We start from the raw sequence: 25,277 nt of genomic DNA on the forward strand, positions 1-25,277 counted from the left end.
GACCCCATCAACAGGGCGCGCAGTCAACTGTCTGAAAACCATAGCTTTCCCTGGACCGCGCGGCGTTTGCCGAATATGGCAGGTTGCGCGGTGTAGAACGAGCAACTGGAGCCGGGAATGAAGCGAATCCTGATCGGCCTGATCATGGCAGCCGTGCTCGGCGCGGGCGGATGGTTCGGCTTCAATCTCTACGTCCAGCACCGGGCCACCAGCGAGGTCGAGGCAGCCTTCGAGCAGATGCGCGCGGGCGGCGGCAAGGCCAGCCATGGCAAGATCACGTTCGAGTTCGCGACCCGGACGCTGACGATCGAGGACATCGCGGTCGAGCCTGCCCACCAGCCGCAGGCGAAGATCAAGATCGCCGGCATCAAGGGCACAGGCGTCCACTTGATCGATGATGCCAGGTTCTCGGCCGACAGCATCGACATCACGGGTGTCGAGATTGCGTTGGACGACGTCGGCCCCGGCAAGTTGAAAGTGGCCTACAAGGTCCCGCAGACGACACTGCGCGACTATGCAGGTTCCCTCCACGTTCAAAACATACCGACATCGAGCTCTCTGATCGACGCGTACCGGTTCGTGCTTGTCCAGTTCGCGAGCGTGACGGCAACGTCCGTGACGGTCCCGTCCATCAACATCAATTTCGACGCCGGCAGCAGCGGCGGCAGCGGTGAAGTGCTCTATTCCGGCCTCGCGCTGCAAAATCTCGGCCGCGGCAAGGTCGATGCGATGAAGACGGACCGCGCCACCTTCACGATCAACGTGACGCAGCCGGGCAACGCGGACAAGCTGACTGGCGAGATCTCGACCCTCATCGTCAACGATTTCGACTCGACCCCGATCCTCGCCGCACTCGATCCACAAGCGAGCGGTGACGACAGCTACCGCCGGGTCTACCGGCAAATCTCGAGCGGCCCTTATGTGCTGAAGTCCGCGCTGGGCCTGCGTATGGATATCGACGGCTTCGCCATGGAAGACATCGACGTGCAGCCGTCGAGGCTCCGTTTGTTCGAGATGTTTGCCATGCTGCCGCAGGACAAGTCGACCCCGCCAACGCAGGCGCAAACGCGCGAGCTGATGGAGAAGGTCGCTGGATTCTACGACGGCATTCGCGTCGGCAAGGCCGAGATCGGCAAGACCTCGATCGGCACACCGCAGGGAACCGGGAAGATCAACGCGATCCGCTACCGGCAGGGCGACTTCGCAATCGAGGGCGTCGATGCACCCTCGCCGCAGGGTCAGTTCAAGATGGAGCGCTTCGCGCTCAAATCCTTCAGCATGCCGAACTTCATGCGCTGGGCCTCCGGTCTCAGCAGTCCCGGAAAGCCGCCCTCGCCCGACCAGATGCTGGGCCTGTTCCGGGTACTCGAAGGCGCCGAGATCAAGGGCGTCGTCTCACCATACAAGAACACGCGTCAATTCGTTACCATCGATACAATCAGCCTGAACTGGGGCCAGCTGGTCGGCTCGATCCCCAGCAAGGCCAATCTGGTCGTGAAGATGGTCACGCCCACGGATACCGCCAATCCGGCGCTACGGCCGCTGATCATGGCGGGTGTCGACAAGCTCGCGATCGACCTCGATCTCGGCGCCGCCTGGACGGAATCGTCCGGCGCGTTCGCGCTCGCGCCGGCGAGCATCGAGCTCGGCGACCTCGCCAAGGCGCAAGCCCGCTTCGCGCTCGCCAATGTGCCGCGCGGCCTGTTCACCACGACCAACCCAGTGCAGGCGATGGGTCAGGCGGCGCAGGTCGAGACCGGTGCGATCGAGCTCTCCTTGCGCGACAGCGGCGTCGTCGATCTCGTCGTCGCGCAGTTCTCGCGCATGCAGAATGTCAGCCGCGACGCCGCGCGCAGCGCCATCGTCCAGACGATCCGGGCGCAAGGCGAGAGGATCGCGGCGTCCAATGCCGACGTGAGGATGGCGGTGGATGCGCTGGCCGGCTTCGTCGAGACGTCGGGGCAGACACTGACCATCAAGCTCACGCCCCGCGCCAAGGTCTCGCTGATGCAATTGATGCAGCTTTCGCAAAGCGACCCGGAGAGCGCGCTGGCGCAGTTCAGGATCGAGGCGTCGACGGGGCTGTAGCGGCGCTTATCACTGCGAAGAGGCGGCAGCTGGCCTGGCGTAAGTCCCTCCCCGTCATTGCGAGGAGCCCTTGCGACGAAGCAATCCAGAGTCCCTCCGCGGAACGATTCTGGATTGCTTCGCTTCGCTCGCAATGACGGTGGAGGGAGCGGACCCAATATCAGCCAGATCGACTCGCGGAGAATTCCCCTCACCGCCCCGCATCTTCGATGCGACGCGGCCTCACCCGCAAGCGGGGAGAGGCGAAAGCCTCACTTCTGCGGCAGGTTCACCCGGATGTGCAGCTCGCGGAGCTGCTTCGTCGTGGCTTCCGACGGGGCGCCCATCAGGAGGTCCATGGCCTGCTGGTTCATGGGGAATAGCGAGATCTCGCGCAAGTTCGTGGTGCCACAGAGCAGCATCACGATGCGGTCGACGCCGGCGGCCATGCCGCCATGCGGCGGGGCGCCGTACTGGAAGGCGCGGTACATGCCGCCGAAGCGGTCGACCACTTCCTGCTCGCCATAGCCTGCGATCTCGAACGCCTTGACCATGGCTTCCGGCACATGGTTGCGGATGCCGCCAGAGGCGATCTCGTAGCCGTTGCAGGTGATGTCGTACTGGAACGCCTTGATGGTCAGCGGATCCTGGCCCTTCAGCGCCTCCAGGCCGCCCTGCGGCATCGAGAACGGGTTGTGCGAGAAGTCGACCTTCTTGTCGTCCTCGTTGTACTCGTACATCGGGAAATCGACGATCCAGGCGAGCTCGAACCGCTCCTTGTCGGTGAGGTTCAATTCCTCGCCGACCTTGTTGCGGGCAAGGCCTGAGAATTTCCAGAACTTGTCGGGATCACCGGCGACGAAGAAGGCGGCATCGCCCTCCTTCACGCCGAGTTGCACGCGGATCGCCGCGGTGCGCTCAGGCCCGATGTTGTTCGCAAGGGGGCCTGCGCCCTCGCCGCCCTCGCGCCACATGATGTAGCCGAGGCCGGGCTGGCCTTCGCCCTGCGCCCATGAATTCATGCGGTCGCAGAACGCCCGGCTGCCGCCGCCCTGTGCCGGAATCGCCCACACCTGGTTCTTGGGATCCTCGAGCATGCGCGCGAACACCTTGAAGCCGCTTCCGCGGAAGTGCTCGGAGACGTCCTGCATCTCGATGGGATTGCGCAAATCCGGCTTGTCGCTGCCGTATTTGCGCAAGGCTTCGGCGAACGGAATCCGGCGCCAGTTCTTGCTGACCGGCTTGCCCTTCGCGAACTCCTCGAACACGCCGGTGATCACCGGCTCCATCGCCGCGAACACGTCTTCCTGCGTGACAAAGCTCATCTCGACGTCGAGCTGGTAGAATTCGCCGGGCAGACGGTCGGCGCGCGGGTCCTCGTCGCGGAAGCAGGGCGCGATCTGGAAATAGCGGTCGAAGCCCGACATCATCAGCAGTTGCTTGTACTGCTGCGGCGCCTGCGGCAGTGCGTAGAACTTGCCGGGATGAATGCGCGAGGGCACCAGGAAGTCGCGTGCGCCTTCCGGCGAGGACGCGGTCAGGATCGGCGTGTTGAATTCGAAGAAGCCCTGCCCCTCCATGCGCCGGCGCATCGACTTGATGATCTCGACGCGCGTCATGATGTTCTGGTGCAGTTTTTCGCGACGCAGGTCCAGGAAGCGATATTTGAGCCTGATGTCTTCGGGATATTCCTGGTCGCCGAAGACAGGCAGCGGCAGGTCGCCGGCCGGGCCCAGCACCTCGATCTCGCTGACATAGACCTCGACCTTGCCGGTCGGCAGATCGTCATTGTCGGTGCCCTCGGGGCGACGGCGGACCTTGCCATCCATCTTGACCACGAATTCCGAGCGCAGCTTTTCGGCCAGCGAGAACGCCGGCGAGTCCGGGTCGACCACGCACTGGGTCAGGCCGTAATGGTCGCGCAGGTCGATGAACAGCACGCCGCCATGGTCGCGAACGCGATGGACCCAGCCCGAGAGGCGGATCGTCTCGCCGATGTTGCTCTCGCGGAGCGCGCCGCATGTATGTGACCGGTAGCGATGCATGGTCGTCCCAAAAATCAATGTCGGAGGATGCGAATCGAACGGCCTGTCACGGCCGGTCCGAAGTTGCGGCAGGGTTTACCTCGCTAGGACCAAGGCGGCAACCAAGGGAACGCCCTGTTTTGAGCTGGAAGTGCCCATTTTCAGGGGCCGAGCCTTTGCCATCAAGCGTTCCAGCCCTATCTTGAGCCTATGACGGTACATTTCCCCTTCCAGAACTCCTATTCGGCGCTGCCGGACAGCTTCTTTGCCCGCGTCGCGCCGACCCCGGTCGCCGCCCCCCGGCTGATCAAGCTGAACCGGCCGCTGGCAATCCAGCTCGGGCTGGATCCGGACCTGCTGGAAACCCCTGAGGGCGCCGAGATCCTGGCCGGCAAGACGGTTCCCGCCGGCGCCGATCCCATCGCCATGGCCTATGCCGGCCACCAGTTCGGGCATTTCGTGCCCCAGCTCGGCGACGGCCGCGCCATCCTGCTCGGCGAGGTCATCGACAAAAACGGCATCCGCCGCGACATCCAGCTCAAGGGGTCTGGCCCCACCCCGTTCTCCCGCCGCGGCGACGGCCGCGCCGCGCTGGGTCCGGTCCTGCGCGAATACATCGTCAGCGAAGCGATGTACGCGCTGGGCATCCCGACCACGCGCTCGCTTGCCGCCGTCGTCACCGGCGAGCACGTCATCCGCGAGACCGCGCTGCCCGGCGCTGTGCTGACCCGCATCGCCTCCAGCCACATCCGCGTCGGCACCTTCCAGTTCTTCGCCGTCCGCCGGGACACCGAAGCGGTGCGCCGGCTCGCCGACCATGTGATCACCCGCCACTATCCGGACCTGCTCCAGGCCGAGCGCCCCTATCACGATTTGCTTGCCGCCGTCGTCGCGCGCCAGGCCGAGCTCGTGGCGCGCTGGCTGCTGGTCGGCTTCATCCACGGAGTGATGAACACCGACAACACGTCGATATCAGGCGAGACCATCGACTACGGCCCCTGCGCCTTCATGGACGCCTACAACCCCGCGCAGGTGTTTTCCTCGATCGACGAGATGGGCCGCTACGCCTATGCCAACCAGCCGCGCATCGCGCTGTGGAATTTGACGCGCCTCGCCGAATGCCTGCTGCCGCTGTTCTCCGACGAACAGGAGAAGGCGGTCGCGGAAGCCCAGGACATTCTTGGCGCCTTCTCGGACACGTTCAGCGCTGCCTATCAGGCCGGCCTGCGCAGGAAGGTCGGCCTGTTCACGGAGCGTGACGGCGACGATGCGCTGATCCAGGACCTGCTGGATGCCATGGCCAAGAACCAGGCCGACTTCACCCTCACCTTCCGCAAGCTGGGTGAGGCCGCCGGCGATGACGCCGCCGACGTGCGCGCCCAGTTCATGGAGCCCGCAGCCTTCGACGAATGGGCCGCCCGCTGGCGCGCCCGCATCGCGCTGGAGCCGCAAACCGCCGCCGAGCGGCAGGCCGCTATGCATGCCGTCAACCCAATCTTCATCCCGCGCAATCACCGCGTCGAAGCCGCGATCCAGGCGGCGGTGAACGACGACGATTACGCGCCGTTCGAGGAGCTGGTGAAGGTGCTGGCGAAGCCGTTCGACGACCAGCCGGAATATGCGGCCTACGCCGATCCGCCGCTGCCGGACCAGCGGGTGCTGCAGACGTTCTGCGGGACGTAGCCGCAAACTCAGTGCGTAGGGTGGATTAGCCGCAGGCGTAATCCACCATTTCTGTCAACACGCGGTTAGAAAGAGGTGGATTGCGCTTCGCCAATCCACCCTACGAGCTGTCGCACCAATCACGCCCGTTCTCCGAAGTCGCCGACTGCCTTCACGTCACCGCCCCAATCCTCGGGAAACAATCCCGCGCGGACGTCACGGTGAAACGACGAGTATGGCCACTCGCAGACCCGCGACACATGCCCGTACTTGACGGGATTATAATAACAATACTCGACGTGGCGGGCATAGTCGGCCTCGTCGCGGATGAGATGCTCCCAGAACCGCCGCTGCCAGATGCCGCGTTCATTCCGTGCGAAACGAACAGCGCTCAGCCGCTCCGTCGCCGGAAGTGCTTTGGCAAAACGGGTCTTGATCAACCGCCAGCGCACCGAAAAATCGGCGTCACCGGACGGCAGTTTCCAGATTGCGTGCAGATGATCCGGCAGGACCACGAACGCATCGATCTCGAACGGATGGCTCCGGCGCGTTGCTGCGACCGCGTCCCGCAGGATCTCGATCCGGTCGATCAAAAGACCCTTCCGTCGATCGAGCAAGTTTACGGTGAAGAACCGGGGACGAATGCGCGGCGATAGTCGGACATGAGCCATCAATAGCACAACTGGAAGTTGGCTCACAGGAGGTGGATTACGCTTCGCTAATCCACCCTACGACATCGGCGCTTGTGGACGCCGGAACCGCTGTCATCAAACTGAAACACACGCGCTCTAACCGCCTGTCAGGGTCGTCTGCCGGAGACGTCCATCCTCCAACCGTTCCGACAGCGCGCCATGCCCTTCAAATTCATCCACCTCACCGACACGCATCTCGCGAATCCCGGCTCGACGCTCTATGGCCTCGACCCCCGCGCCCGGCTGGATGCGGCGATCGCCGACATCAACAAGCATCAGTCCGACGCTGCGTTTGCTGTGGTGACCGGCGATCTCACGCATTGGGGCGAGCCGGAATCCTACGCCAATTTCGCCGAGGCGATGGCCGCGCTGAAGATGCCTTACATCGCCATGGTCGGCAATCACGACAAGCGCGTCACCTGCCTCGATGCGCTGAAGGCCGCGCCGCGCGATTCCAACGGCTTCGTCCAGGGCACGCGCACCACCGAGCACGGCCTGTTCGTCTTCATCGACACCCTGGACGAGACCAGCCATGCCGGCGAGATGTGTGCCAAGCGCCTCGGCTGGCTGGCGAGCACGCTCGCGGCTGCGCCCGCGGACATGCCGCTCGTCGTGTTCATGCACCATCCGCCGTTCCCGGTCGGCGTGCACGCGATGGATGAGATCGGGCTGAAGCAGAGCGCGGAATTCGCCGAGGTGATCGCGCCTTATCGCGCGCGCATCCGCCATCTCTTCTTCGGCCATGTGCACCGGCCGATCTTCGGCAGCTGGGGCAGGATCCCGTTCTCGACCCTGCGCGGCACCAACCACCAGGTCTGGTTCGAGCTCGACCAGGGCGCGCCGCACCTCGCCAGCCACGAGCCGCCGGCCTACGGCGTCGTGCTGATCGACGACGAGAACCTCGTCGTGCACAGCCACGACTTCCTCGACACCAGCCTGCGCTTCCCCTTCGAGCCACCGGCGGGAGTGGACGGCCGCGACTACGCGCTCAATTTCCGAGCGCCATGAGATGAGCCTCGCTGAACCCGCGGCTCTCCCGGTCGCGACTTCGGCGGCACCGCGTCTGCACGTCCTGAAGCGGTTCTCCAACCGCTTCAAAGCCTCGTTGCCCGCCTACCTGCTGCTGCTGCCTTCGCTGGTCTTCCTCGCGCTGTTCACCTATGGCGCGATGGGCCGCGTGCTCGTCGATGCGCTCTATCAGCGCGCCACGCCGAAGGCGCCGCTGCGCTTCGTCGGTCTCGACAATATCGCATCGGTGCTGGCCGATCCTGCCTTCACCGGCGCCGTCGTCAACAACCTGATCTACGCCGTGGGCACGGCGGTGCCGAGCATCGCCCTCGCGCTGCTGTTCGCGCTGGCGCTTGCGCGCACCCATGCCGTGAACAGCGCGCTGCGCGCCGCGCTGTTCCTGCCGGTGCTGATTCCGATGGTCGCGGCATCAGCGCTGTTCCTGTTCATCTTCCTGCCCAATGTCGGCCTGCTCGACTACTACATCGGCCGGCTGCTGCCGGTGCTGCCGAACTGGCTCGGAGACCCCGACATCGCGCTCTATGCGATCATGATCATCACGATCTGGAAGAACGCCGGCTACTACATGCTGTTCTTCCTCGCCGGCCTCCAGGCCGTACCCGAGGACGTGATGGAAGCCGCGCATCTCGACGGCGCGGGCCCATATCAGCGCCTGCGCCACATCATCCTGCCGGAGCTCAAGCCCACCTTCCTGTTCGTCACCGTCATCGCGATCCTCAACGCCGTGACGCAGGTCGACCACGTCTTCGTCATGACCCAGGGCGGGCCGTCAAATTCGACCAATCTGGTGCTGTTCTACATCTACCAGCAGGCGGTGGAGCACTACGACATCGGCAAGGCCTCGGCGGCGACGCTGCTGACGCTGGCAGCGCTGATGGGCCTCACCGCGCTCTCCTTCCGGACCATGGCGAACCGCGAGGGCGGGTCATGAAGCTGATCGATACGCTCTGGAAGGACGCCCCGCTCGCCACAAGGGGCGAGATCACGCCGAAGCTCGGCTTTTTGCTGACGGTGCTGCTCGCGATGGTCTGGCTGATCCCGTTCCTGTGGATGGTCGTGGCGACGCTGCGCCCGGCCTCGGACGGCATCAACGCCATGGCCGAGCTGATGCCGAGCCTGAAGCCGACGCTCGACAATGTCAGGGATGCCTGGGAGATCGGCGATTTCCCGCGCTACACGCTCAACACCACGATCATCTGCACCGGCATCCTGCTGGTGCAGTTCGTCACCATCACGCTGGCGGGCTTTGCCTTCGCCCGCCTCGACTTCGCCGGCAAGACGGTGATCTTCTACCTGTTCCTGATGCAGCTGATGCTGGTGCCGGTGCTGCTGATCGTGCCGAACCTGTCGCTGGTGGCGCAGCTCGGCCTCTACGACACGCTCGCCGGCGTGATGATGCCGTTCTTCGCCTCCGCCTTCGGCACCTTCCTGATGCGCCAGGCGTTCGAAGCGATCCCGACCGAGCTGGAAGACGCCGCCCTGATCGACGGTGCCAGCCTGCTCCAGCGCATCCGCCACATCTACGTGCCGCTGTCGATGCCGAGCTTCTCCGCGTTCGCCATCATCTCCGTGACCAGCCACTGGAACGACTTCCTGTGGCCGCTGATGGTGATCAATTCGCCTGACAAGCGGCCGCTCACGGTCGGACTCTCGGTCTTCACCAAGACCGCCGAAGGCACGCAGGCCTGGGGCACCATCGCCGCGGGCACGCTGATGGTGATCGCGCCGCTGCTCCTCACCTTCCTGGTCTTTCAGAAACGCTTCATCAGCTCTTTCGTCACCTCAGGCATCAAATAGGAGATTGTCCGATGCTGTTCTCCCGCAGGCTCATGCTCGGCCTTGCCATGATAGGCACCATGGCAGGCGCCCTCGCCGTCCCGGCGATGGCCGAAGGCCCGACCGAGATCGATCTGTTCTTCCCCGTCCCCGTCGACGGCAAGCTCGCCCGCGACATGGGCACCTTGATCAAGGAGTTCAACGAGACCCATCCGGGCGTCAAGGCGACCGCGGTCTACACCGGCTCCTATGACGACACGCTGATCAAGACGCGCGCCGCGATCAAGGCCGGCAAGCCGCCGGCTGCCGTGATCATGTCGGCGAACTTCCTGCTCGACATGCAGATCGAGAACGAGCTCACCAATCTCGACAGCCTGATCGCTGCGGACGGCACCACCAAGGAGAAATTCCTGGGCCAGTTCTTCCCGGCGCTGCAGGGCAATGCCGTGATCAACCGCTCGGTCTACGGCGTGCCGTTCCACAATTCGACGCCGCTGCTCTACATCAACGCCGACAAGGCCAAGGAAGCCGGCCTCGATCCGAACAAGCCGCCGCAGACCTGGGCCGAGCTCACCGACTGGGCCAAGAAGCTGACCAAGCGCGAGGGCGACAAGGTGACCCAATGGGGCATCGCGATCCCCTGCGCCTACGACTATTGCGGCTGGATGATGGAAACGCTCACCATGAGCAATGGCGGGCGCTACTACAACGAGGAGTTCGGCGGCGAGGTCTATTACGACACGCCCTCGATGCTCGGTGCGCTCACCTGGTGGAACGACCTCGTCTACAAGCACAAGGTCCACGCGCCCGGCGCGACGCCCGGCCCTGCCGTCAGCACCTCCTTCATCTCCGGCAATGCCGCGATGATGATGCTGTCGACGGGCTCGCTCACTTACGTGCGCGACAACGCCAAGTTCAATTACAAGGTCGCCTTCATCCCGCGCAACGTCCGCAACGCCGTGCCGATCGGCGGCGCCTCGCTGATCGTTCCGGCCGGTCTCGAAGCGGAGAAGCAGAAGGCCGCCTGGACGCTGATCAAGTGGATGACCTCGCCGGAGAAGAGCGCCTGGTGGAGCCGCGCCACCGGCTATTTCGCGCCGAACATGGCCGCCTACAAGACGCCTGACATGGTCGACTTCCTCAACAAGAACCCGGATGCGAAGACCGCCGTCGAGCAGCTCGACGTCGCAAAACCCTGGTTCGCGACCTACAAGACCGTGCCGGTCCGCAAGAACCTCGAGGACGAGGTGATGCTGGTCCTGAACGGCAAGAAGCAGCCGAAGGAAGCCCTCGCCGCCGCGCAGAAGGCCGCCGACGAGACGCTCAAGCCGTACAACGCAGAGACCTCGCTGAAGCTGCCGTAAGGACCGCCGACAACGGCAACAAACATCGGCGCTCCGTCATGCGGGGCGCCGAATTCGTTTGGGCGGGTCTGTCCATTAACTCCCCGTCCACCATCCGGCTGCCCACGCCGCCGGTAACCACGAGAATTAACAGACCCTCAACGTGCCACCGACAAATCTACCAATGTTTCTGGAGGTTTCGCCGTGGATCTGTTGGTTATCGAGTTCCTGGGACTGGCTCTGGTCGCCATGTGCGTCCTCGTGGTGGCGCTGCCCTGCGCGCGAAAATCCACGCAGCGGGTCCGCTACGAATAGGATTTTCATCGGAAAATGGCGCCTCCGGCCCAAAAGCAAGGCTCGAATTCGCATCGAGCCCCTTGACATCACAGCACTTTCGGCAGAACGGCTGATATCACGTGTCATGGGCCGTTCATGGATTTGATTACCACCACCGCTGACCTCGCGGCTGCCTGCAGCCGGCTGGCCAAGCACCCCGTTATCACCGTCGATACCGAGTTTCTGCGCGAGACCACCTATTACCCGCTGCTGTGCGTGGTGCAGATGGCCAGCGCCGAGGAGGCCGTTGTCATCGACACCCTGGCCGAGGGGATCGACCTCAAGCCGTTCTTCGAGCTGATGGCCAACGAAGGCGTGCTGAAGGTGTTTCACGCCGCCCGCCAGGACATCGAGATCATCTGGCACCAGGCCAATATCATCCCGCATCCGGTGTTCGACACCCAAGTGGCTGCGATGGTGCTCGGCTACGGCGACAGCATCGCCTATGACGCGCTGGTCGAGAAGGTCACCGGCCACCGCCCGGACAAGACCCACCGCTTCACCGACTGGTCGCGCCGGCCGCTGACCAAGGAGCAGATGCATTACGCGGTCTCCGACGTCACCCATTTGCGCGACGTGTTCGCCGCGCTCGACGCCGACCTGAAGAAGCGCCGCCGCAGCGAATGGGTCTCCATCGAGATGGAGGTCCTGACCTCGCCCCGCACCTACGACTTCCACCCCGAGCGCGCTTGGGAGCGGCTGAAGACGCGGGTCCGCAAGCCCAAGGATCTCGCGGTGCTGATGGAGATCGCGGCCTGGCGCGAGCAGGAGGCGCAGAGCCGCGACGTGCCGCGCGGCCGCGTGCTGCGCGACGAGGCGATCACTGACATCGCAACCCACGCGCCGACCACGCTCGAGAAGCTCGCCCATCTGCGCTCGGTGCCGAAGGGCTTCGAGAAATCCAAATGGGGCGCGGACATCATCGCCGCGGTCGAGCGCGGGCTGGCGCGGGACTTTACCAAGCTGCCCAAGCTGGAGAAACCGCGCAACAACTCCAACGGCGCCGCCATCGTCGAGCTGCTGAAGGTGCTGCTGCGGATGACCGCGGAGCGCCATGCGGTCGCAAGCAAGGTCATCGCGACCGTCGACGATCTCGAAGAGATCGCGGCGGACGACGAAGCGGATGTACCGGCCTTGCGCGGCTGGCGCCGCGAGCTGTTCGGCGATGCCGCGCTGAAACTGAAGCGCGGCGAGCTGGCGCTGGCGATCGAGAAGGGCCGCGTGATCGGGGTGCAGCGGGCGTAGCTGTCGGCTGCTTCCGCAGCGTCATTGCGAGCGAAGCGAAGCAATCCAGAGTCTTTCCGCGGAGACAGTCTGAATTGTTTCGTCGCCAGCGCAAAATCGCTTCGCGATTTCGCGCGGGCTCCTCGCAATGACGGGGAGAGAGCCTTACGCCGGCGTCAGCTTCGCCACCTCGCCCTTCATGTCATTCAGCACGCCGGAGATCGCTCCGACCAGCTCATCGATCTGGGCCTTGGTCGTGATCAGCGGCGGACAGATGGCGATGGCATCCAGCATGTTGCGCGAGATCACACCGCGCTCCTGGAGCATGCGGCTGGCGATGCCGCCCACGGCGCCCGGCGTGCTGGCGGCGGTCTTGCGGCCCTTGTCGAGCACGAGCTCGAGCGCTGCGATCATGCCGACGCCGCGGACCTCGCCGACCAGCGGGTGGCTCGCCAGCTCCCGCAGCTTGCCCTGCATGTAGCCGCCGAGCTCGGCGGCATGCGCGACCAGGCCGCGCTCCTCGATGATCTTGAGGTTCTCCAGCGCAATCGCCGAGCCGACCGGATGGCCGCCCGCGGTAAAGCCGTGGCCGAGCACGCCGATCTTGTTGCTCTCGTCCGCGATCGGCTCGAACATGCGGTCGTTGAGGATGATCGCCGACAGCGGGAAATAGCTCGAGGTGATCTGCTTGGAGACCACGATCGCGTCCGGCTTGATGCCATAGGTCTCGCAGCCGAACATCTTGCCGGTGCGGCCGAAGCCGCAGATCACCTCGTCGGCGATCAGCAGGATGTCGTACTTCTTCAACACCTTCTGGATCTTGTCCCAATAGGTCGCCGGCGGCACGATGACACCGCCTGCTCCCATCACCGGCTCACCGAAGAAGGCGGCGATCGTGTCAGGCCCCTCCTTCTGGATCAGCGCATCGAGCTCCTCGGCGCGGCGCGTCGCGAAATCCTCCTCGCTCTCGCCGGGGGCGCCGTCCTTGTAGAAATGCGGCGAGCCCGTGTGCAGGATGTTCGGCAGCGGCAGGTCGAACGAGCGGTGGTTGTTCGGAAGGCCGGTGAGGCTCGCGGAGGCGATGGTGACTCCGTGATAGGCACGCAGGCGGCTGATCACCTTCTTCCGCTGGGGCTGACCGAGCGCGTTGGAGCGATAGGCGATCAGCTTCAACACCGTGTCGTTCGCCTCAGAGCCGGAATTGGTGAAGAACACCTTGCTCATCGTAACAGGCGCGAGCGCGACCAGCTTCTCGGCGAGGTCGATCGAGGGCCCGTGCGATTTGGCGGAGAAGGTGTGGTAGAACGGCAGCGCCTGCATCTGCTTGTGCGCCGCCTCGACCAGCCGCTTCTCGTTGAAGCCGAGCCCGACGCTCCACAGGCCGGCCATCGCTTCGAAATAGCGCTTGCCCGTCGCGTCGAAGACATAAGGCCCCTCGCCGCGCTCGATCACGAGGGGGCCAGCCTGCTGATGCGTGCGCGCGTTGGTGTAGGGATGGAGCTGATAGGCTACATCCCGGGCCTCTTGCGAATTGGGCAGCATGGACATTTGCGAAGATCCTTGAAAGCGTCACGTCGCAGGCAGAGCCGGCGTCATCACTTGATGGCAAGTACCTTGGCTATTGCGACAGCGCAAAACATGCAACGCCAATTCGTCGGCAGCAAACGCTCAGCAGCGATGCACAAAGCCGCATGTCACAAATCCGCACATGACAGGACCGCACATCACAGAGCCGCACGGTGGCAGCTCTCACGCCGCGCCGTCGTCGCCATCGTCCTCGTCGTCGGCCGCGGCGGCACTGGCTTCCCGCACCTCCACCAGCGCCATCGAGAGCAAGTAGAGGGTCGTGGGCAGACCAAGCCTGCGCGCCCTCTCGGCGGCACGCGACAGATCGCTCGCCAGCTCCTTGAGCTCCTCCCCCCGTGACAATCTCTCACCCCATCCGCCGGTTGCGGACGCCTACACCGCAACGGCGCCGCTGGTTCTGATCAGTTCGGCGCTGGACTGCATTGTAGCAAAGTTTCCGATGACATTCACTACCGCATGCCTGTAGGCGGCGGCATCGTCCGTGCCCGGCTGCCGGCAGGCCGCGGCGTCAGTGACGACCTGGTAGCGATGGCTGCGATGAAACCCGTCGACGGCGGTGGCCAGGATGGTCTCGTCTAGGGAAAAGCCGATCAGAATGCAGCGCGTGGTGCGGATACTGGACATGTAGTCTACAAACCGCGACGAGCTGTAGGCGGACGGCAGCGGGTGCTCGAACGTCATCTCCCCCGGCCGCGGCTTGGTTTCCGCGATCCAATCGGTCAGCCCGGATGCCGGATTGAACCAGGCCGCTTGCGCGATACGCTTCAGATGCATGACCGGCCACAAATTGCTGCGCCACAGCGTGAGGAGTTCCAGGCAACGCGCCGTCACCGCATCGGCGTCGAGGACGACATGGCGACGGCCCGGCGTCAGATATTCGACCTGAAGATCCGCACAGACCAGTATCGGCGGATCATCATGCATGGAAGCCAGCATCTCGTTGCGCGCAGCTGCACCAGTTTCAACGGTCGGCAAATGCGAGGTCCCGCAGCGGTGAGGTCACCGCCCGCCCCGCCGAGGCATCAAGCACGCCCGGCCGGTCCCAATCGCCCTCGGGACGGATGATCACATAGGGATCGCTCTCCAGCGTGATGGCGTCCGGACCCGGCTCGATCTCCAGCAACATTTCTGTGTAGGAGAAATCCGAGAACGTGATCTTGCGGTTGTGACCGAGCGGCTTGGCGCCGAAATGGGCCCAGAAATCGACCAGCCGGTCCTGCGCCTGGCCGTAGATCTTGCGAAAGCCCTTGCGCTTCACATAGTCGACGCTGGCCTGCACCAGCTTGAACGAGACGCGCGAGCGCCGATATTGGTGACGCACCGCGAGCCGCTCCACCTTGGCGAAATCGCCGAAGAACCGCACCCGCAGGCAGCCCGCAGGCTCGTTGCCGACGAAGCCGATGAAATGCGCGGCGACCATGTCGTTGCCGTCGAATTCCTCCTCGAACGGACAATCCTGCTCGGCGAGATAAACCGCCGAGCGGATGGCGGTCACCAGCATGAGATCGTTCGGATCGCGCGCGAGGCGGATGGTGATGGCGCGGGAACAGGGCTTGGCGAGAGGAATCCTAGTACCGTGCATCTGCAAAGCTCCTTGATTGGATGATCGCGCCTGGCATGCGCATCGGCTGCCGATGCCAGGGACGCTCGTAGCACCAAAGGTCGGGTTGGAAGCTCGGGACAGGCGCAAAGCCCGTCGCCTTCATGATGTCGCGTCCGGCCACCGTTGACGGCTGCGCATAGCAATCCGCGCCGCGAAACCTTATCTGCCGCAGATGAGCCGCGGCCTTGCCGAGACCGGCGATGCCGCGACCCGTCGCCGCGATCGCCCAGATGTAGATGGCCGCGACGTCTTCGTCCGCCGACGCGAGATGGCGCGTCTCGGGCGCGGTGAGGCAGATCTCGTCGAGCAGCAGCGCATCGTGTCCGCGATCATTGAGAAACAGGAAGGCCATGCCGCCGACGAGGCTGCCCTTCCGGCTGAACGTCAGGATGCTCTGAGGATCGAACGTGAAGTACCTCGCAAGCTCCGCTGCGCCGATCTGCACGCCCGGCACCAGCCGATGCGCCATATCCGAAAGCGCGGCGATTTCGGAGAATTGCGCACAGCGCACGTCGACATCCGGGCTCAGCGGCAAGGCATCGAAATCGTGCCTTGCGGCAAACGGGCCCCTTTCCATACTCATGTCACGCCTCTATCGTTCGAGGCTTTCGTGCCCCGCTATGACGACGAGCTTAGCGGTTGGGGATCAGGAGTATGCAGCAGTTATTGCACCGGGGTGCTGCGATGATGCAGCACCGTGAAGAAGCCCTGGATGCGTCCTGGGACGATTTGAAGCTGTTTTTAGCGTGCGCAAAATATAAAAGTTTCCGCAATGCGGCCGAAGAGCTCGGGCTCACCTCCACGACCTTGATGCGCCGCGTCGATCGGCTCGAAGAGAGGATCGGGTGCAAGCTGTTCCTGCGCGACCAGAGCGGACTCACGCTCAGCGATGAAGGCACCGCAATGATCGCCGACGTTGCGCATATGGAGCGTCATGCCTTCAACATCTTCCGCCGCGCCTCGCGATCGTCGAACGACACCTCGGGCACCGTGCGCGTCGCGGTGACGGAAGGCCCCGGGAATTTCTGGATCCTGCCGCGACTGATCGACTTCCAGAAGACCTACCGCAAGATCACGGTCGACCTGCGCTGCGCGATGGAGCAGGCCGACGTCGCGCGGCTCGAATCCGATATCGCGATCCAGCTCGAGCCGCCGACCAATCCCGATCTGATCGTCGCCAAGCTCGGCCGTCTCCACATCTATCCCTTCGTCTCCAAGGAGTACGAGACTCTCTACGGCGTGCCGACAACGCTCGCCGAATTGAAGAACCACCGCATCATCAAGCAGAGCGCGCCGCAGGTCGACGACGGCGCCTATGCCCGTGTGCTCGGGCTGCACTCGCTCGAGGGCATCGTCGGGATCAAGACCAATTCGTCGGTCGGCGTGCTCTATGCCGTCGAACGCGGCGCCGGCATCGGCTTCCTGCCGACGGTGTCGATCGCACTCGGTGCGTCGCTCGTTGCCGTCGATCTCGGCGTCAGCCACCACGCCGATCTCTGGCTCACCTATCACAGGGAGTTCCGCACCTCCGAGCGTCACAAGGTTGTGGTCGACTGGCTGAAGAAGATCTTCGACGCCAGGACCTATCCCTGCTTCCGCGACGCGTTCATCCATCCGAATGCGCTGGTGCCGATGATGACGGCCGCGCGCGAGGGGTTTGGATTGGCGGGCTATGTCGCGGCAACACCGACCTGAGCGTGGACGAGCTTCAGCTCACCATTTGTATTCGAAGCCGACAGTGCCCTGGTGCAAGGTGAGCTCGTTGCGGAACTTGCCGTCGTAATTGACGTAAAGCCGTGCCACGCTGGTCAGGCTGAGCGAAGCCGAGGCACCGGCATCCGCGCCGTAGCGGCTCTCGCCGATGCCGGGGACCACGATGCTCTGGGCGCCCAGGCTGACCTGAATCGATCCCAGGTCCTGGTGGAAATTGTCGACGAGCTTGCCGTAGGCCGAGAGGTCCAGAATCTTCTGGTCGAAGATGAAGTAGCGGCCGATCTCGGCGCCGATCATCACGCGTGCACGGGAGAGCGCCGTCGAGCCGACGCTGAGCGGATCGAGACCGCCGGATTCCTGGAACGCGGCACTGGTGGCGCGCACATATTCGAGCGCGCCCTTGGGCACGATGCGCATCTGGTCCCTGGTCCAGTAATAGCTGATCTCGGTCAGCGCGCCGTCGACCGCGGCGCGATAGCCGGCGGTCGCAAGGCCAAGGCCGGTATCGCGGCTGGACCGGACCTTGCCGAAACCGTGCACCACGGCAAAGGCCCAGGTCCATGGACCCTTGTCGACCGAACCATTGAAGCCAAGCTGGGTCAGGTCGAGCGTGGCCGACTGGAGCGCGAGCGGTACGTCGATGTCGGTGTGGCTCTGGTCGATGGAGAAGCCGATGTTGACGCCGGGCGCGAGCCGCGCGCCGAGGCCGGCGACGCCCCCAAACGTCCTGCGCTTGTCGCCGACGAAATCGCCCTGCGCCTCGGTGCGGACCGAGATGCCGTAGCCTTCGAACCAGGTACGGTAGCGCGGATCCTCCGTGCTCGCGGAGGCACCGCCGCCGCCGGGATTGGTCCGGAACGACCGGTTGAAACCATTGGCGGCCTGGTTGCCGAGCCGCTCCAGAAATCCCGAGCCGAAATTGAGCATGCTGTTGCCGGCCGACTGATCGTAATTAATCGCGGTCGGCATCGGGATCGGGGTCGGCGACGGTGTGGGCGTCGGGGTCGGCGTGGGTGTCGGGGTCGGAGTGGGTGTCGGACTTTGCGCGAGGACGGATGTCGCGGCCGACATCGTTACGACCAGCGCAAGCGCGATGGCTGCAACCGTGTTGGCGACCGCTGCCGCGATCCGGCGGACGCGGTCCGGGCCGATCGTCTGCCGTGTCCCGGACGGCTGCGAGGTGCAGCGCATGACGACTAAATCCCAAAGCAAAAGGCGGCCCGCAAAAATGCAACACGAGCGGCTCGCGCCGTGTGGCGATTTGTGCCGAACTGCAACGGAGGGTCAACCTGTTGGCCTGCTGTCTCCGAGGCTATTGCCCTCGATTGTGGTTCCGCGGCCACAGGTCGCAAATTGCAGACGACGGTGCCCACCCCGGACTTGAAATTCGCACTCTGCTTGCTAACGCGCGATTTTCATGTTGCAATATCGGACACAATCGGAATTGGCCGCTCTGCTGTGCGTTTCGCGACATTGAGACTCAAGACTCGAACAGGCTTCCGGAAAACCCGTTTGTGGCGTGGCACGCGAAAAGCGGCCGCGTCTTTTTTATCTAGTGGAGGAGACTAGCGATGCCGCAAAAGGGCACCGTCAAATGGTTCAACCCGACCAAGGGTTATGGGTTCATCAAGCCGAACGGCAGCGACAAGGACGTATTCGTCCATATCTCCGCCGTCGAGCGTGCTGGACTCTCCACCCTCAACGAGAACCAGGCGGTTGAATTCGACCTCGTGGAGAACCGCGGCAAGACATCCGCGGAGAACCTCAAGGTCTCCTGATTTCTCTCGAGCTTGACAAGCGAGAGATCATGACGTTGCCCCCGGCTCTGCCGGGGGATTTTGTTTGGGGGCGATGACCCCGCGATTGCCCCTAGGTCAATTTCCGGTTATATTACCAGAGATTGAGATGAGTTCGTGACAACCAAATCCCAGCGAAAGGCCACCCGTACCCATCGGCGCCGTGCTGAGGCAGTTGGTTTGGTGCGCGTTGAAGTGCAGGCAGCCAAGAACGACGCGAGTCTCATCCGCGCATTGGCCGAGACCCTGCGAGACAAATCGGAGCGAGCCGCGGCGCTCCGATCAATGCTCGTCAAAGCCCTCCTCAATCCCGACGTCAGGACAGCCTTCGACATCTTCGGTTCCGAGCTTCCCGATGACGTGTTTGACGGTGTGTTTGATCAGCCGAGGTGCACGGCCTGACACTCGTTGCGCGTAACATTGCCGATATGGCGGCGATAGGCGTATCGTTGCTCGAGCCGTTTTCAGTACCGTGATTTGAACTGAGTGATGCGCAACGGTCAGACTATTTCTCAGTCGCGAATGATACCAAATGGCGCGAGCTTCGCGAGGCTGTACTCAACCTCAAGTCTTCTGATCCACCCAGATTTCGCTGCAAGAACCTCGAAACTGGAAACCTGAGCCAGTGGGACGGCGAATGGTTCTATCACTGGACCAGCGGTGGATGGGACTGGATGGAATGGGCTGAACTATCTATTGCGGCGCCCCATCAGCGCACACTTGTCCGCGCGATCCTGAAGCGTATCCGGTTTGTCGGAAAGGAAACGGCCGCGGGTTTCCGCATCTACGGATATGTCCGCAATGGCGAGGAAGCAGGTTACGTCGAGTAAGCCTGAGGTGCCCAGCTCAGCGCACCACCGGCGCAACCAGAAAATTCTCCGAGGGCCCGCTGCCCTCCGTCCTGCAGACATCACCTTCGATCCGGACCTTGCCGGTCGCGAGCAGCCGCAGCGCTTCGGGATAGATACGGTGCTCGACTTCGAGGATGCGCTCCGACAGCGTATCCCCGGTGTCGTGATCGCTGACGGGCACCGCGCCCTGCATCACGATCGGGCCGGCATCGGTCTCGGGGATGACGAAATGCACCGTGGCGCCGGACAGCTTGACGCCAGCGCGCAAGGCCTGGCCGTGCGGATCGAGGCCGGGGAAAGACGGCAGCAGCGAGGGATGGATGTTGAGCATCCGCCCGTACCAGGCCGTCGTGAACTCGGCCGTGAACAGGCGCATGAAGCCGCCGAGACAGATCAGCTCGATGCCGTGCCGATCGAGCGCTGCCTGCAGCACCTTCTCGAAGCCGGCGCGATCCTTGCCGAACGGCTTGCTCTCGATCACCAGCGTGTTGACGCCGCTCGCCCTCGCCTTTTCCAGTCCGAGCGCATCGGCCTTGTTCGAAATGACGAGCGAGATCTCCGCCGGAAAGTCCGCGGCAGCGGCGGCCCTGATCAGCGCGGCCATGTTGGAGCCGCGCCCGGAGATCAGGATGGCAACGCGGCGCTTCATCACAGCGCCAGATCGAGGTGGCCGTTATAGACGACGCGATTCTCGCCTTCGGCCGGGATCACGGTGCCGAGCTGCGCCACGGTTTCGCCGGCGTCGGTGAAGACCTCGACGACCTCATCGACCTTGTCGGGCTCGACGATCGCGATCATGCCGATGCCGCAATTGAAGGTGCGCAACATTTCCAGCTCGGCGATGCCGGCCTGCGCCGCCAGCCATTTGAACACCGGCAGCACCGGCAGGCGTGCCAGATCGATGCCGACGCCCAGATCCTTCGGCAGCACGCGCGGGATGTTGTCGGTGAAGCCGCCGCCGGTGATATGGGCAAGCCCCTTCACCGCGCCGGTCTCGCGGATCGCGCGCAGGCAGGATTTGACGTAGAGCCGCGTCGGCGTCAGCAGCGCGCCGCCGAGCGTCATCACGGGCGCGAACGGCGCCTGTGCCGCGAAGCCGAGACCGGATTGTTCCACGATCTTGCGCACCAGCGAGAAGCCGTTGGAATGCACGCCTGATGAAGCAAGACCGATTACGGCGTCGCCTGCGGCGATGTCCTTGCGCGGCAGCAGCGTACCGCGCTCCGCAGCGCCGACGGCAAAGCCGCCGAGGTCATAATCGCCGTCCTTGTAGAGACCGGGCATCTCCGCGGTCTCGCCGCCGATCAGGGCGCAGCCGGATTCGCGGCACCCCTCCGCAACGCCCGCGACGATCGCGGCGGTGGCCTCGGGATCGAGCTTGCCGCAGGCGAAATAGTCCAGGAAAAACAGCGGCTCGGCGCCCTGCACCACCAGGTCGTTGACGCTCATGGCAACGAGGTCGATGCCGATGCCGCCATGCAGCCCGGTCTCGATCGCGATCTTGACCTTGGTGCCGACACCGTCTGTCGCGGCCACGAGGACCGGATCCTTGAAGCCGGCCGCCTTGAGGTCGAACAGGCCACCGAAGCCGCCGATCTCGGCGTCGGCACCCGGCCGTGCGGTGGCGCGCACCATCGGCTTGATCAGGTCGACCAGGCGGTTGCCCGCGTCGATATCGACGCCTGAATCGGCGTAAGTGAGGCCGTTTTTGCGGTCGGTCATGCCCGATTTCCAGTGGGTTTGCGGCTGGTTACGTCGAATTCCGGGGACACGCAATGGCTCGCATGGCGCTCCTGCCTATACTATGTAGATATCAACCGGTTCAGCCTCCCGCGGGGGCCGGATTCGAGGTCAGACCGGGTGCCGGGAAGCGCTTTCGTGAGTATTCCGAACATCATTACCCTGGGCCGCATCATGCTGGTCCCGATCATCGTCTGGGCCATCGTGTCGAGCCAAATGGAGGTCGCCTTCGCCGTCTTCCTGATCGCCGGCATCAGCGATGCCGTGGACGGCTTTTTGGCCAAGCGCTTCAACATGACGAGCGAACTCGGCGCCCTGCTCGATCCGCTCGCGGACAAGGCACTGCTGGTCTCGATCTACATGGCGCTCGGCATCTGGGGCGCGATCCCGCGCTGGATCGTGATCCTGGTGGTCTCGCGCGACATCATGATCGTCGCCGCCGTGATCGTATCCTGGCTGTTCGACCGGCCGGTCGAGATGAAGCCGTCGAAGGTATCCAAGCTCAACACCGTGGCACAGGTGGCGTTCGCGGCGCTGGTGCTGGCAGCGCTTGCCTTCGGCTTCAAGCCGGCACCTTATGATATCATCCTGATGGGCCTCGTCACGATCTTCACGCTCTCCTCCGTGTCGCTCTATCTCGTCGAGTGGCTGCGGCACATGAGCACGATCGAGGCCAAATGAGCCGGGATGCGGCCCCGCAAAAGGCCAAGTCTCACAAGATCAAGTCTCGCACGAACAAGTCCCGCGCGATCAAGTCGAACCTCTTCAAACGGGCCGGCGCGCCGGCATGGAGCAAAGCAAGCGTGGCAGGCCGCGTCCATCCCCGACAATTGGCGTTCGCGCTTCCGCATGCGGAGAGCCTCAGCCGGGACAACTTCCTCGAAGGCCCCGCCAATGCGGCCGGTCTCGGCCTGATCGACAGCTGGCCGGAATGGCCGAACCGGATCATGTGGCTGGCCGGCCCGGAAGGAAGCGGCAAGAGCCATCTCGCCGCGATCTGGGCCGAGGAAGCCGGCGCCCGCTCGACCACGGCCAATGCGCTGACGGCGGCAGGCGTTCCGGGCGCGCTCGCCACCGGCGCGCTGGTGGTCGAAGATCTCAAGGCCAAGGATTTTGACGAGCGTGCCCTCTTTCACCTGATGAACCTCGCCCGCGAGGACGGCGCCTACGTCCTCCTCACCGGACGCGAGGTGCCGGCCGCGCTGGAGATCGAGCTTCGCGACCTGCGCTCGCGTCTGCGGGCCGTTCCGGTGGTCGCGCTGCTGCCCCCCGACGACCAGCTCTTTCGCGGCCTCATCGTCAAATTCTGCGCCGACCGCCAGCTCACCGTGGACGAGAGCGTAGTCGGCTACCTCGCCACCCGCCTGGAGCGGTCCTCGGCCGCGGCCCGGCAGGCCGTGGAGCTGCTCGACAGCGAAGCCCTGCGGCTCGGCCGCCCCGTGACCCGGGCGCTCGCCGCCGAGCTGCTCCGGGACCCCTGATCGGCCCCGTAGGCCCGACGCCTTCTGCAACGGCTTGACGCGGCGGAACGGCGGAACATCAATGTCATCGAAACGTCATCGCTGTAACACATGCTCCCCGGGGTTTTGCGCATAAGTCGCAAAGTGAGGCGAGACAGGATGGACCGACTTCTGATGGACTCTGCGCAAGCCGTTGAAATTAAAGAAAAAGCCCCGGAAGCCGAGGGCCTGCCGGCGATCGCATCCAGCCCCGAAAGGTTCATCAACCGCGAGCTGTCCTGGCTGCATTTCAACCGCCGCGTCCTGGAGGAATCGGTCAATCCCAACCACCCCGTGCTGGAGCGGGTGCGATTCCTGTCGATCTCGGCGAATAACCTCGACGAGTTCTTCATGGTCCGCGTCGCCGGCATCAAGGCCCAGGTGCGCGAGGGCATTGCCGAACGCAGCCCCGACGGCCTGACGCCGTCGGAGCAGCTCGCCCTGATCAACCGCACCGTCTCCCAGCTCGCCTCGGACCAGCAGGCGATCTGGCGCGACCTGCGCAGCACGCTGGCCGAGGTCGGCATCGTGCTGGTCGACGGCAAGGACGTCTCCAAATCGGAACGGACCTGGATCGAGGACTATTTCCTCAACAACGTCTTCCCGCTGCTGACGCCGCTCGCGATCGATCCGGCCCACCCCTTCCCGTTCATTCCGAGCCTCGGTTTCACCATCGCGCTCCAGCTCACGCGCGCCGCCGACGGCAAACAGATGAACGCGCTGATCCGCATGCCCGGCAAGATCGACCGCTTCATCCGCCTGCCCGCCGAAGGCACGGTGCGCCTGATCTCGCTGGAGCAGGCGACCGCCCTGTTCATCAACCGCCTGTTCCCCGGCTACAATCTGCACGGCCAGGGCTCCTTCCGGATCATCCGCGACTCCGAGCTTGAAATCGAGGAAGAGGCGGAGGACCTCGTCCGCCTGTTCGAGACCGCGCTGAAGCGCCGCCGGCGCGGATCCGTGATCCGGCTCGAGATCGACGCCAAGATGCCGGAGGAACTACGCAGCTTCGTGCAGCATGCGCTGTCGGCGGCCGATGACGAGGTGTTCCTGGTCGACGGCGTGCTCGCCATGAACGAGCTCTCCCAGCTCACGCGACTCGACCGGCCTGACCTCGAATTCACCCCTTACGTGCCGCGCCATCCCGAGCGCGTGCGCGAGCATGGCGGCGACATCTTTGCCGCGATCCGGCAGAAGGACCTCGTCGTCCATCACCCCTACGAATCCTTCGACGTGGTGGTGCAGTTCCTCCAGCAGGCCGCGCGCGACCCTGATGTCGTCGCGATCAAGCAGACGCTCTACCGCACCTCCAACAACTCGCCGATCGTGCGCACGCTCGCGGAAGCGGCCGAAGCCGGCAAATCGGTCACGGCCTTGATCGAGCTGAAGGCGCGGTTCGACGAAGAAGCCAACATCCGCTGGGCGCGCGATCTCGAACGCGCCGGCGTGCAGGTCGTCTACGGCTTCCTCGAACTGAAGACGCACGCAAAACTCTCGATGGTGGTGCGCCGCGAGGGCGGCAGCCTCACGACCTACGTCCATACCGGCACCGGCAACTATCATCCGGTCACCGCGCGCATCTACACCGACCTCTCTTACTTTACGTCCGATCCGACCATCGGCCGCGATGCCGCGCGCGTGTTCAATTTCATCACCGGCTATGCCGCGCCCAGCGACCTCGAGAAGATGGCGGTGTCGCCGCTGACCTTGCGCAAGCGCATCATCGAGCACATTCAGGGTGAGACCGCGCATGCGCGGCACGGCCGGACCGGCGCGGTCTGGATGAAGATGAATGCGCTGGTCGACCCCGACATCATCGACGCGCTTTACGAGGCCTCCCAGGCCGGCGTCCAGGTCGAGCTCGTGGTGCGCGGCATCTGTTGCCTCAGGCCCGGCATCCCCGGCCTGTCGGAGAACATCCGGGTCAAGTCGATCATCGGGCGCTTCCTGGAACATGGCCGAATCTACTGCTTCGGCATGGGCCAGGGCCTGCCGAGCGCGAAAGCGGCTGTGTATATCTCGTCCGCCGACATGATGCCGCGCAACCTCGACCGTCGCGTCGAGGTGCTGTGCCCGCTGCAAAATCCAACGGTGCATCAGCAGGTTCTCGAACAGATCATGGTCGCCAATCTGAAGGACAATGAGCAGAGCTGGCAGTTGTTGCCGGACGGGTCGTCAACGCGTATGAAGACCGCGAAAGGCGAGGAGCCTTTCAACGTCCACAACTACTTCATGACAAATCCGAGTCTGTCTGGCCGTGGAAAGTCGCTCAAGGAATCCTCGCCGCGTCGTCTCACGCGCCGGAACGAACGTCATCCATCCTGATCGGGGATCT

23 protein-coding genes and 1 pseudogene are annotated in these 25,277 nt (G+C 64.1%); 14 read left to right on the forward strand and 10 right to left on the reverse strand.

Annotated elements, in window-relative coordinates:
* Positions 1 to 117: 117 nt before the first annotated feature.
* The gene (locus IVB23_RS03245) at positions 118 to 2,088 is read left to right on the forward strand and encodes a hypothetical protein (protein ID WP_247802448.1); all 1,971 of its coding nucleotides are present in this window, start codon (positions 118 to 120) and stop codon (positions 2,086 to 2,088) included.
* Positions 2,089 to 2,339: 251 nt separating this feature from the next.
* Here IVB23_RS03245 and aspS read toward each other — a convergent pair whose 3' ends face one another.
* Positions 2,340 to 4,112 (reverse strand): aspartate--tRNA ligase, encoded by a 1,773-nt coding sequence (gene aspS, locus IVB23_RS03250; RefSeq protein ID WP_247802449.1) that lies wholly within the window; start codon positions 4,110 to 4,112, stop codon positions 2,340 to 2,342.
* Positions 4,113 to 4,301: 189 nt separating this feature from the next.
* Between aspS and IVB23_RS03255 the strand changes: the two genes are divergently transcribed.
* Positions 4,302 to 5,774, forward strand: coding sequence for a protein adenylyltransferase SelO (locus IVB23_RS03255; RefSeq protein WP_247802450.1), 1,473 nt, complete (start codon positions 4,302 to 4,304; stop codon positions 5,772 to 5,774).
* Positions 5,775 to 5,893: 119 nt separating this feature from the next.
* On the opposite strand, the pseudogene IVB23_RS03260 reads toward IVB23_RS03255, so the two are convergent.
* Positions 5,894 to 6,417, reverse strand: a pseudogene (locus IVB23_RS03260) (transposase).
* Positions 6,418 to 6,604: 187 nt separating this feature from the next.
* On the opposite strand from IVB23_RS03260, the gene IVB23_RS03265 reads away from it, so the two are divergent.
* From IVB23_RS03265 to rnd, 5 genes are all read left to right on the forward strand, one after another.
* Complete coding sequence (locus IVB23_RS03265) at positions 6,605 to 7,453, forward strand: phosphodiesterase (protein ID WP_247802451.1); 849 nt, start codon at positions 6,605 to 6,607, stop codon at positions 7,451 to 7,453.
* A gap of 1 nt (position 7,454) precedes the next feature.
* Positions 7,455 to 8,405: a sugar ABC transporter permease gene (locus tag IVB23_RS03270; protein WP_061876502.1), complete on the forward strand. Its 951-nt coding sequence runs from the start codon at positions 7,455 to 7,457 to the stop codon at positions 8,403 to 8,405.
* Positions 8,402 to 9,271, forward strand: coding sequence for a carbohydrate ABC transporter permease (locus IVB23_RS03275; protein ID WP_247802452.1), 870 nt, complete (start codon positions 8,402 to 8,404; stop codon positions 9,269 to 9,271). Before IVB23_RS03270 ends, IVB23_RS03275 begins: the two co-directional genes overlap by 4 nt.
* 11 nt (positions 9,272 to 9,282) lie before the next feature.
* Complete coding sequence (locus IVB23_RS03280; RefSeq protein ID WP_247802453.1) at positions 9,283 to 10,614, forward strand: ABC transporter substrate-binding protein; 1,332 nt, start codon at positions 9,283 to 9,285, stop codon at positions 10,612 to 10,614.
* Between the two features lie 411 nt (positions 10,615 to 11,025).
* Positions 11,026 to 12,174, forward strand: a complete 1,149-nt coding sequence (rnd, locus tag IVB23_RS03285; RefSeq protein ID WP_061876499.1) for a ribonuclease D — start codon at positions 11,026 to 11,028, stop codon at positions 12,172 to 12,174.
* A 144-nt stretch (positions 12,175 to 12,318) separates the two neighbouring features.
* On the opposite strand, the gene IVB23_RS03290 is transcribed toward rnd, so the two are convergent.
* The 5 genes from IVB23_RS03290 to IVB23_RS03310 form a co-directional block, all read right to left on the reverse strand.
* The gene (locus IVB23_RS03290; RefSeq protein ID WP_247802454.1) at positions 12,319 to 13,701 is read right to left on the reverse strand and encodes an aspartate aminotransferase family protein; all 1,383 of its coding nucleotides are present in this window, start codon (positions 13,699 to 13,701) and stop codon (positions 12,319 to 12,321) included.
* A 201-nt stretch (positions 13,702 to 13,902) separates the two neighbouring features.
* Complete coding sequence (locus IVB23_RS03295) at positions 13,903 to 14,082, reverse strand: hypothetical protein (protein ID WP_061876497.1); 180 nt, start codon at positions 14,080 to 14,082, stop codon at positions 13,903 to 13,905.
* Positions 14,083 to 14,112: 30 nt separating this feature from the next.
* Positions 14,113 to 14,676, reverse strand: coding sequence for an isochorismatase family protein (locus IVB23_RS03300; protein WP_247804739.1), 564 nt, complete (start codon positions 14,674 to 14,676; stop codon positions 14,113 to 14,115).
* Between the two features lie 25 nt (positions 14,677 to 14,701).
* The gene (locus IVB23_RS03305) at positions 14,702 to 15,322 is read right to left on the reverse strand and encodes a GNAT family N-acetyltransferase (protein ID WP_061876495.1); all 621 of its coding nucleotides are present in this window, start codon (positions 15,320 to 15,322) and stop codon (positions 14,702 to 14,704) included.
* Complete coding sequence (locus IVB23_RS03310) at positions 15,309 to 15,926, reverse strand: hypothetical protein (protein ID WP_061876494.1); 618 nt, start codon at positions 15,924 to 15,926, stop codon at positions 15,309 to 15,311. Before IVB23_RS03310 ends, IVB23_RS03305 begins: the two co-directional genes overlap by 14 nt.
* A gap of 71 nt (positions 15,927 to 15,997) precedes the next feature.
* Between IVB23_RS03310 and IVB23_RS03315 the strand changes: the two genes are divergently transcribed.
* Positions 15,998 to 17,038 carry a LysR family transcriptional regulator gene (locus IVB23_RS03315; RefSeq protein WP_061876493.1) on the forward strand — a complete coding sequence of 347 codons (1,041 nt, stop codon included), beginning with the start codon at positions 15,998 to 16,000 and terminating at the stop codon, positions 17,036 to 17,038.
* A gap of 18 nt (positions 17,039 to 17,056) precedes the next feature.
* Here IVB23_RS03315 and IVB23_RS03320 read toward each other — a convergent pair whose 3' ends face one another.
* A complete protein-coding gene (locus IVB23_RS03320; protein WP_247802455.1) occupies positions 17,057 to 18,247 on the reverse strand; it encodes an autotransporter outer membrane beta-barrel domain-containing protein in 1,191 nt (396 codons plus the stop codon).
* A 380-nt stretch (positions 18,248 to 18,627) separates the two neighbouring features.
* Between IVB23_RS03320 and IVB23_RS03325 the strand changes: the two genes are divergently transcribed.
* The 3 genes from IVB23_RS03325 to IVB23_RS39410 all read left to right on the forward strand — a co-directional run bounded on the left by IVB23_RS03325 (position 18,628) and on the right by IVB23_RS39410 (position 19,682).
* A complete protein-coding gene (locus tag IVB23_RS03325) occupies positions 18,628 to 18,834 on the forward strand; it encodes a cold-shock protein (protein WP_028180514.1) in 207 nt (68 codons plus the stop codon).
* A gap of 135 nt (positions 18,835 to 18,969) precedes the next feature.
* Complete coding sequence (locus IVB23_RS03330; protein WP_247802456.1) at positions 18,970 to 19,254, forward strand: hypothetical protein; 285 nt, start codon at positions 18,970 to 18,972, stop codon at positions 19,252 to 19,254.
* An 80-nt stretch (positions 19,255 to 19,334) separates the two neighbouring features.
* On the forward strand, positions 19,335 to 19,682 hold the full coding sequence (locus IVB23_RS39410) for a DUF6678 family protein (RefSeq protein WP_346659151.1): 348 nt from the start codon (positions 19,335 to 19,337) through the stop codon (positions 19,680 to 19,682).
* Between the two features lie 16 nt (positions 19,683 to 19,698).
* On the opposite strand, the gene purN is transcribed toward IVB23_RS39410, so the two are convergent.
* Positions 19,699 to 20,352, reverse strand: coding sequence for a phosphoribosylglycinamide formyltransferase (gene purN, locus IVB23_RS03340; protein ID WP_197966672.1), 654 nt, complete (start codon positions 20,350 to 20,352; stop codon positions 19,699 to 19,701).
* Positions 20,352 to 21,425 (reverse strand): phosphoribosylformylglycinamidine cyclo-ligase, encoded by a 1,074-nt coding sequence (purM, locus tag IVB23_RS03345; protein ID WP_061876489.1) that lies wholly within the window; start codon positions 21,423 to 21,425, stop codon positions 20,352 to 20,354. Before purM ends, purN begins: the two co-directional genes overlap by 1 nt.
* Before the next feature lie 156 nt (positions 21,426 to 21,581).
* On the opposite strand from purM, the gene IVB23_RS03350 reads away from it, so the two are divergent.
* From IVB23_RS03350 to IVB23_RS03360, 3 genes are all read left to right on the forward strand, one after another.
* Positions 21,582 to 22,124, forward strand: a complete 543-nt coding sequence (locus IVB23_RS03350) for a CDP-alcohol phosphatidyltransferase family protein (RefSeq protein WP_028180509.1) — start codon at positions 21,582 to 21,584, stop codon at positions 22,122 to 22,124.
* Positions 22,125 to 22,246: 122 nt separating this feature from the next.
* Complete coding sequence (locus IVB23_RS03355) at positions 22,247 to 22,924, forward strand: DnaA/Hda family protein (RefSeq protein ID WP_061876616.1); 678 nt, start codon at positions 22,247 to 22,249, stop codon at positions 22,922 to 22,924.
* 153 nt (positions 22,925 to 23,077) lie between these two features.
* Positions 23,078 to 25,267, forward strand: coding sequence for an RNA degradosome polyphosphate kinase (locus IVB23_RS03360; protein WP_247804741.1), 2,190 nt, complete (start codon positions 23,078 to 23,080; stop codon positions 25,265 to 25,267).
* The last annotated feature ends 10 nt before the right edge of the window (positions 25,268 to 25,277 follow it).

Origin of the sequence: Bradyrhizobium sp. 191 (assembly GCF_023100985.1) — a bacterium.
Taxonomy (GTDB): Bacteria; Pseudomonadota; Alphaproteobacteria; order Rhizobiales; family Xanthobacteraceae; genus Bradyrhizobium; species Bradyrhizobium diversitatis.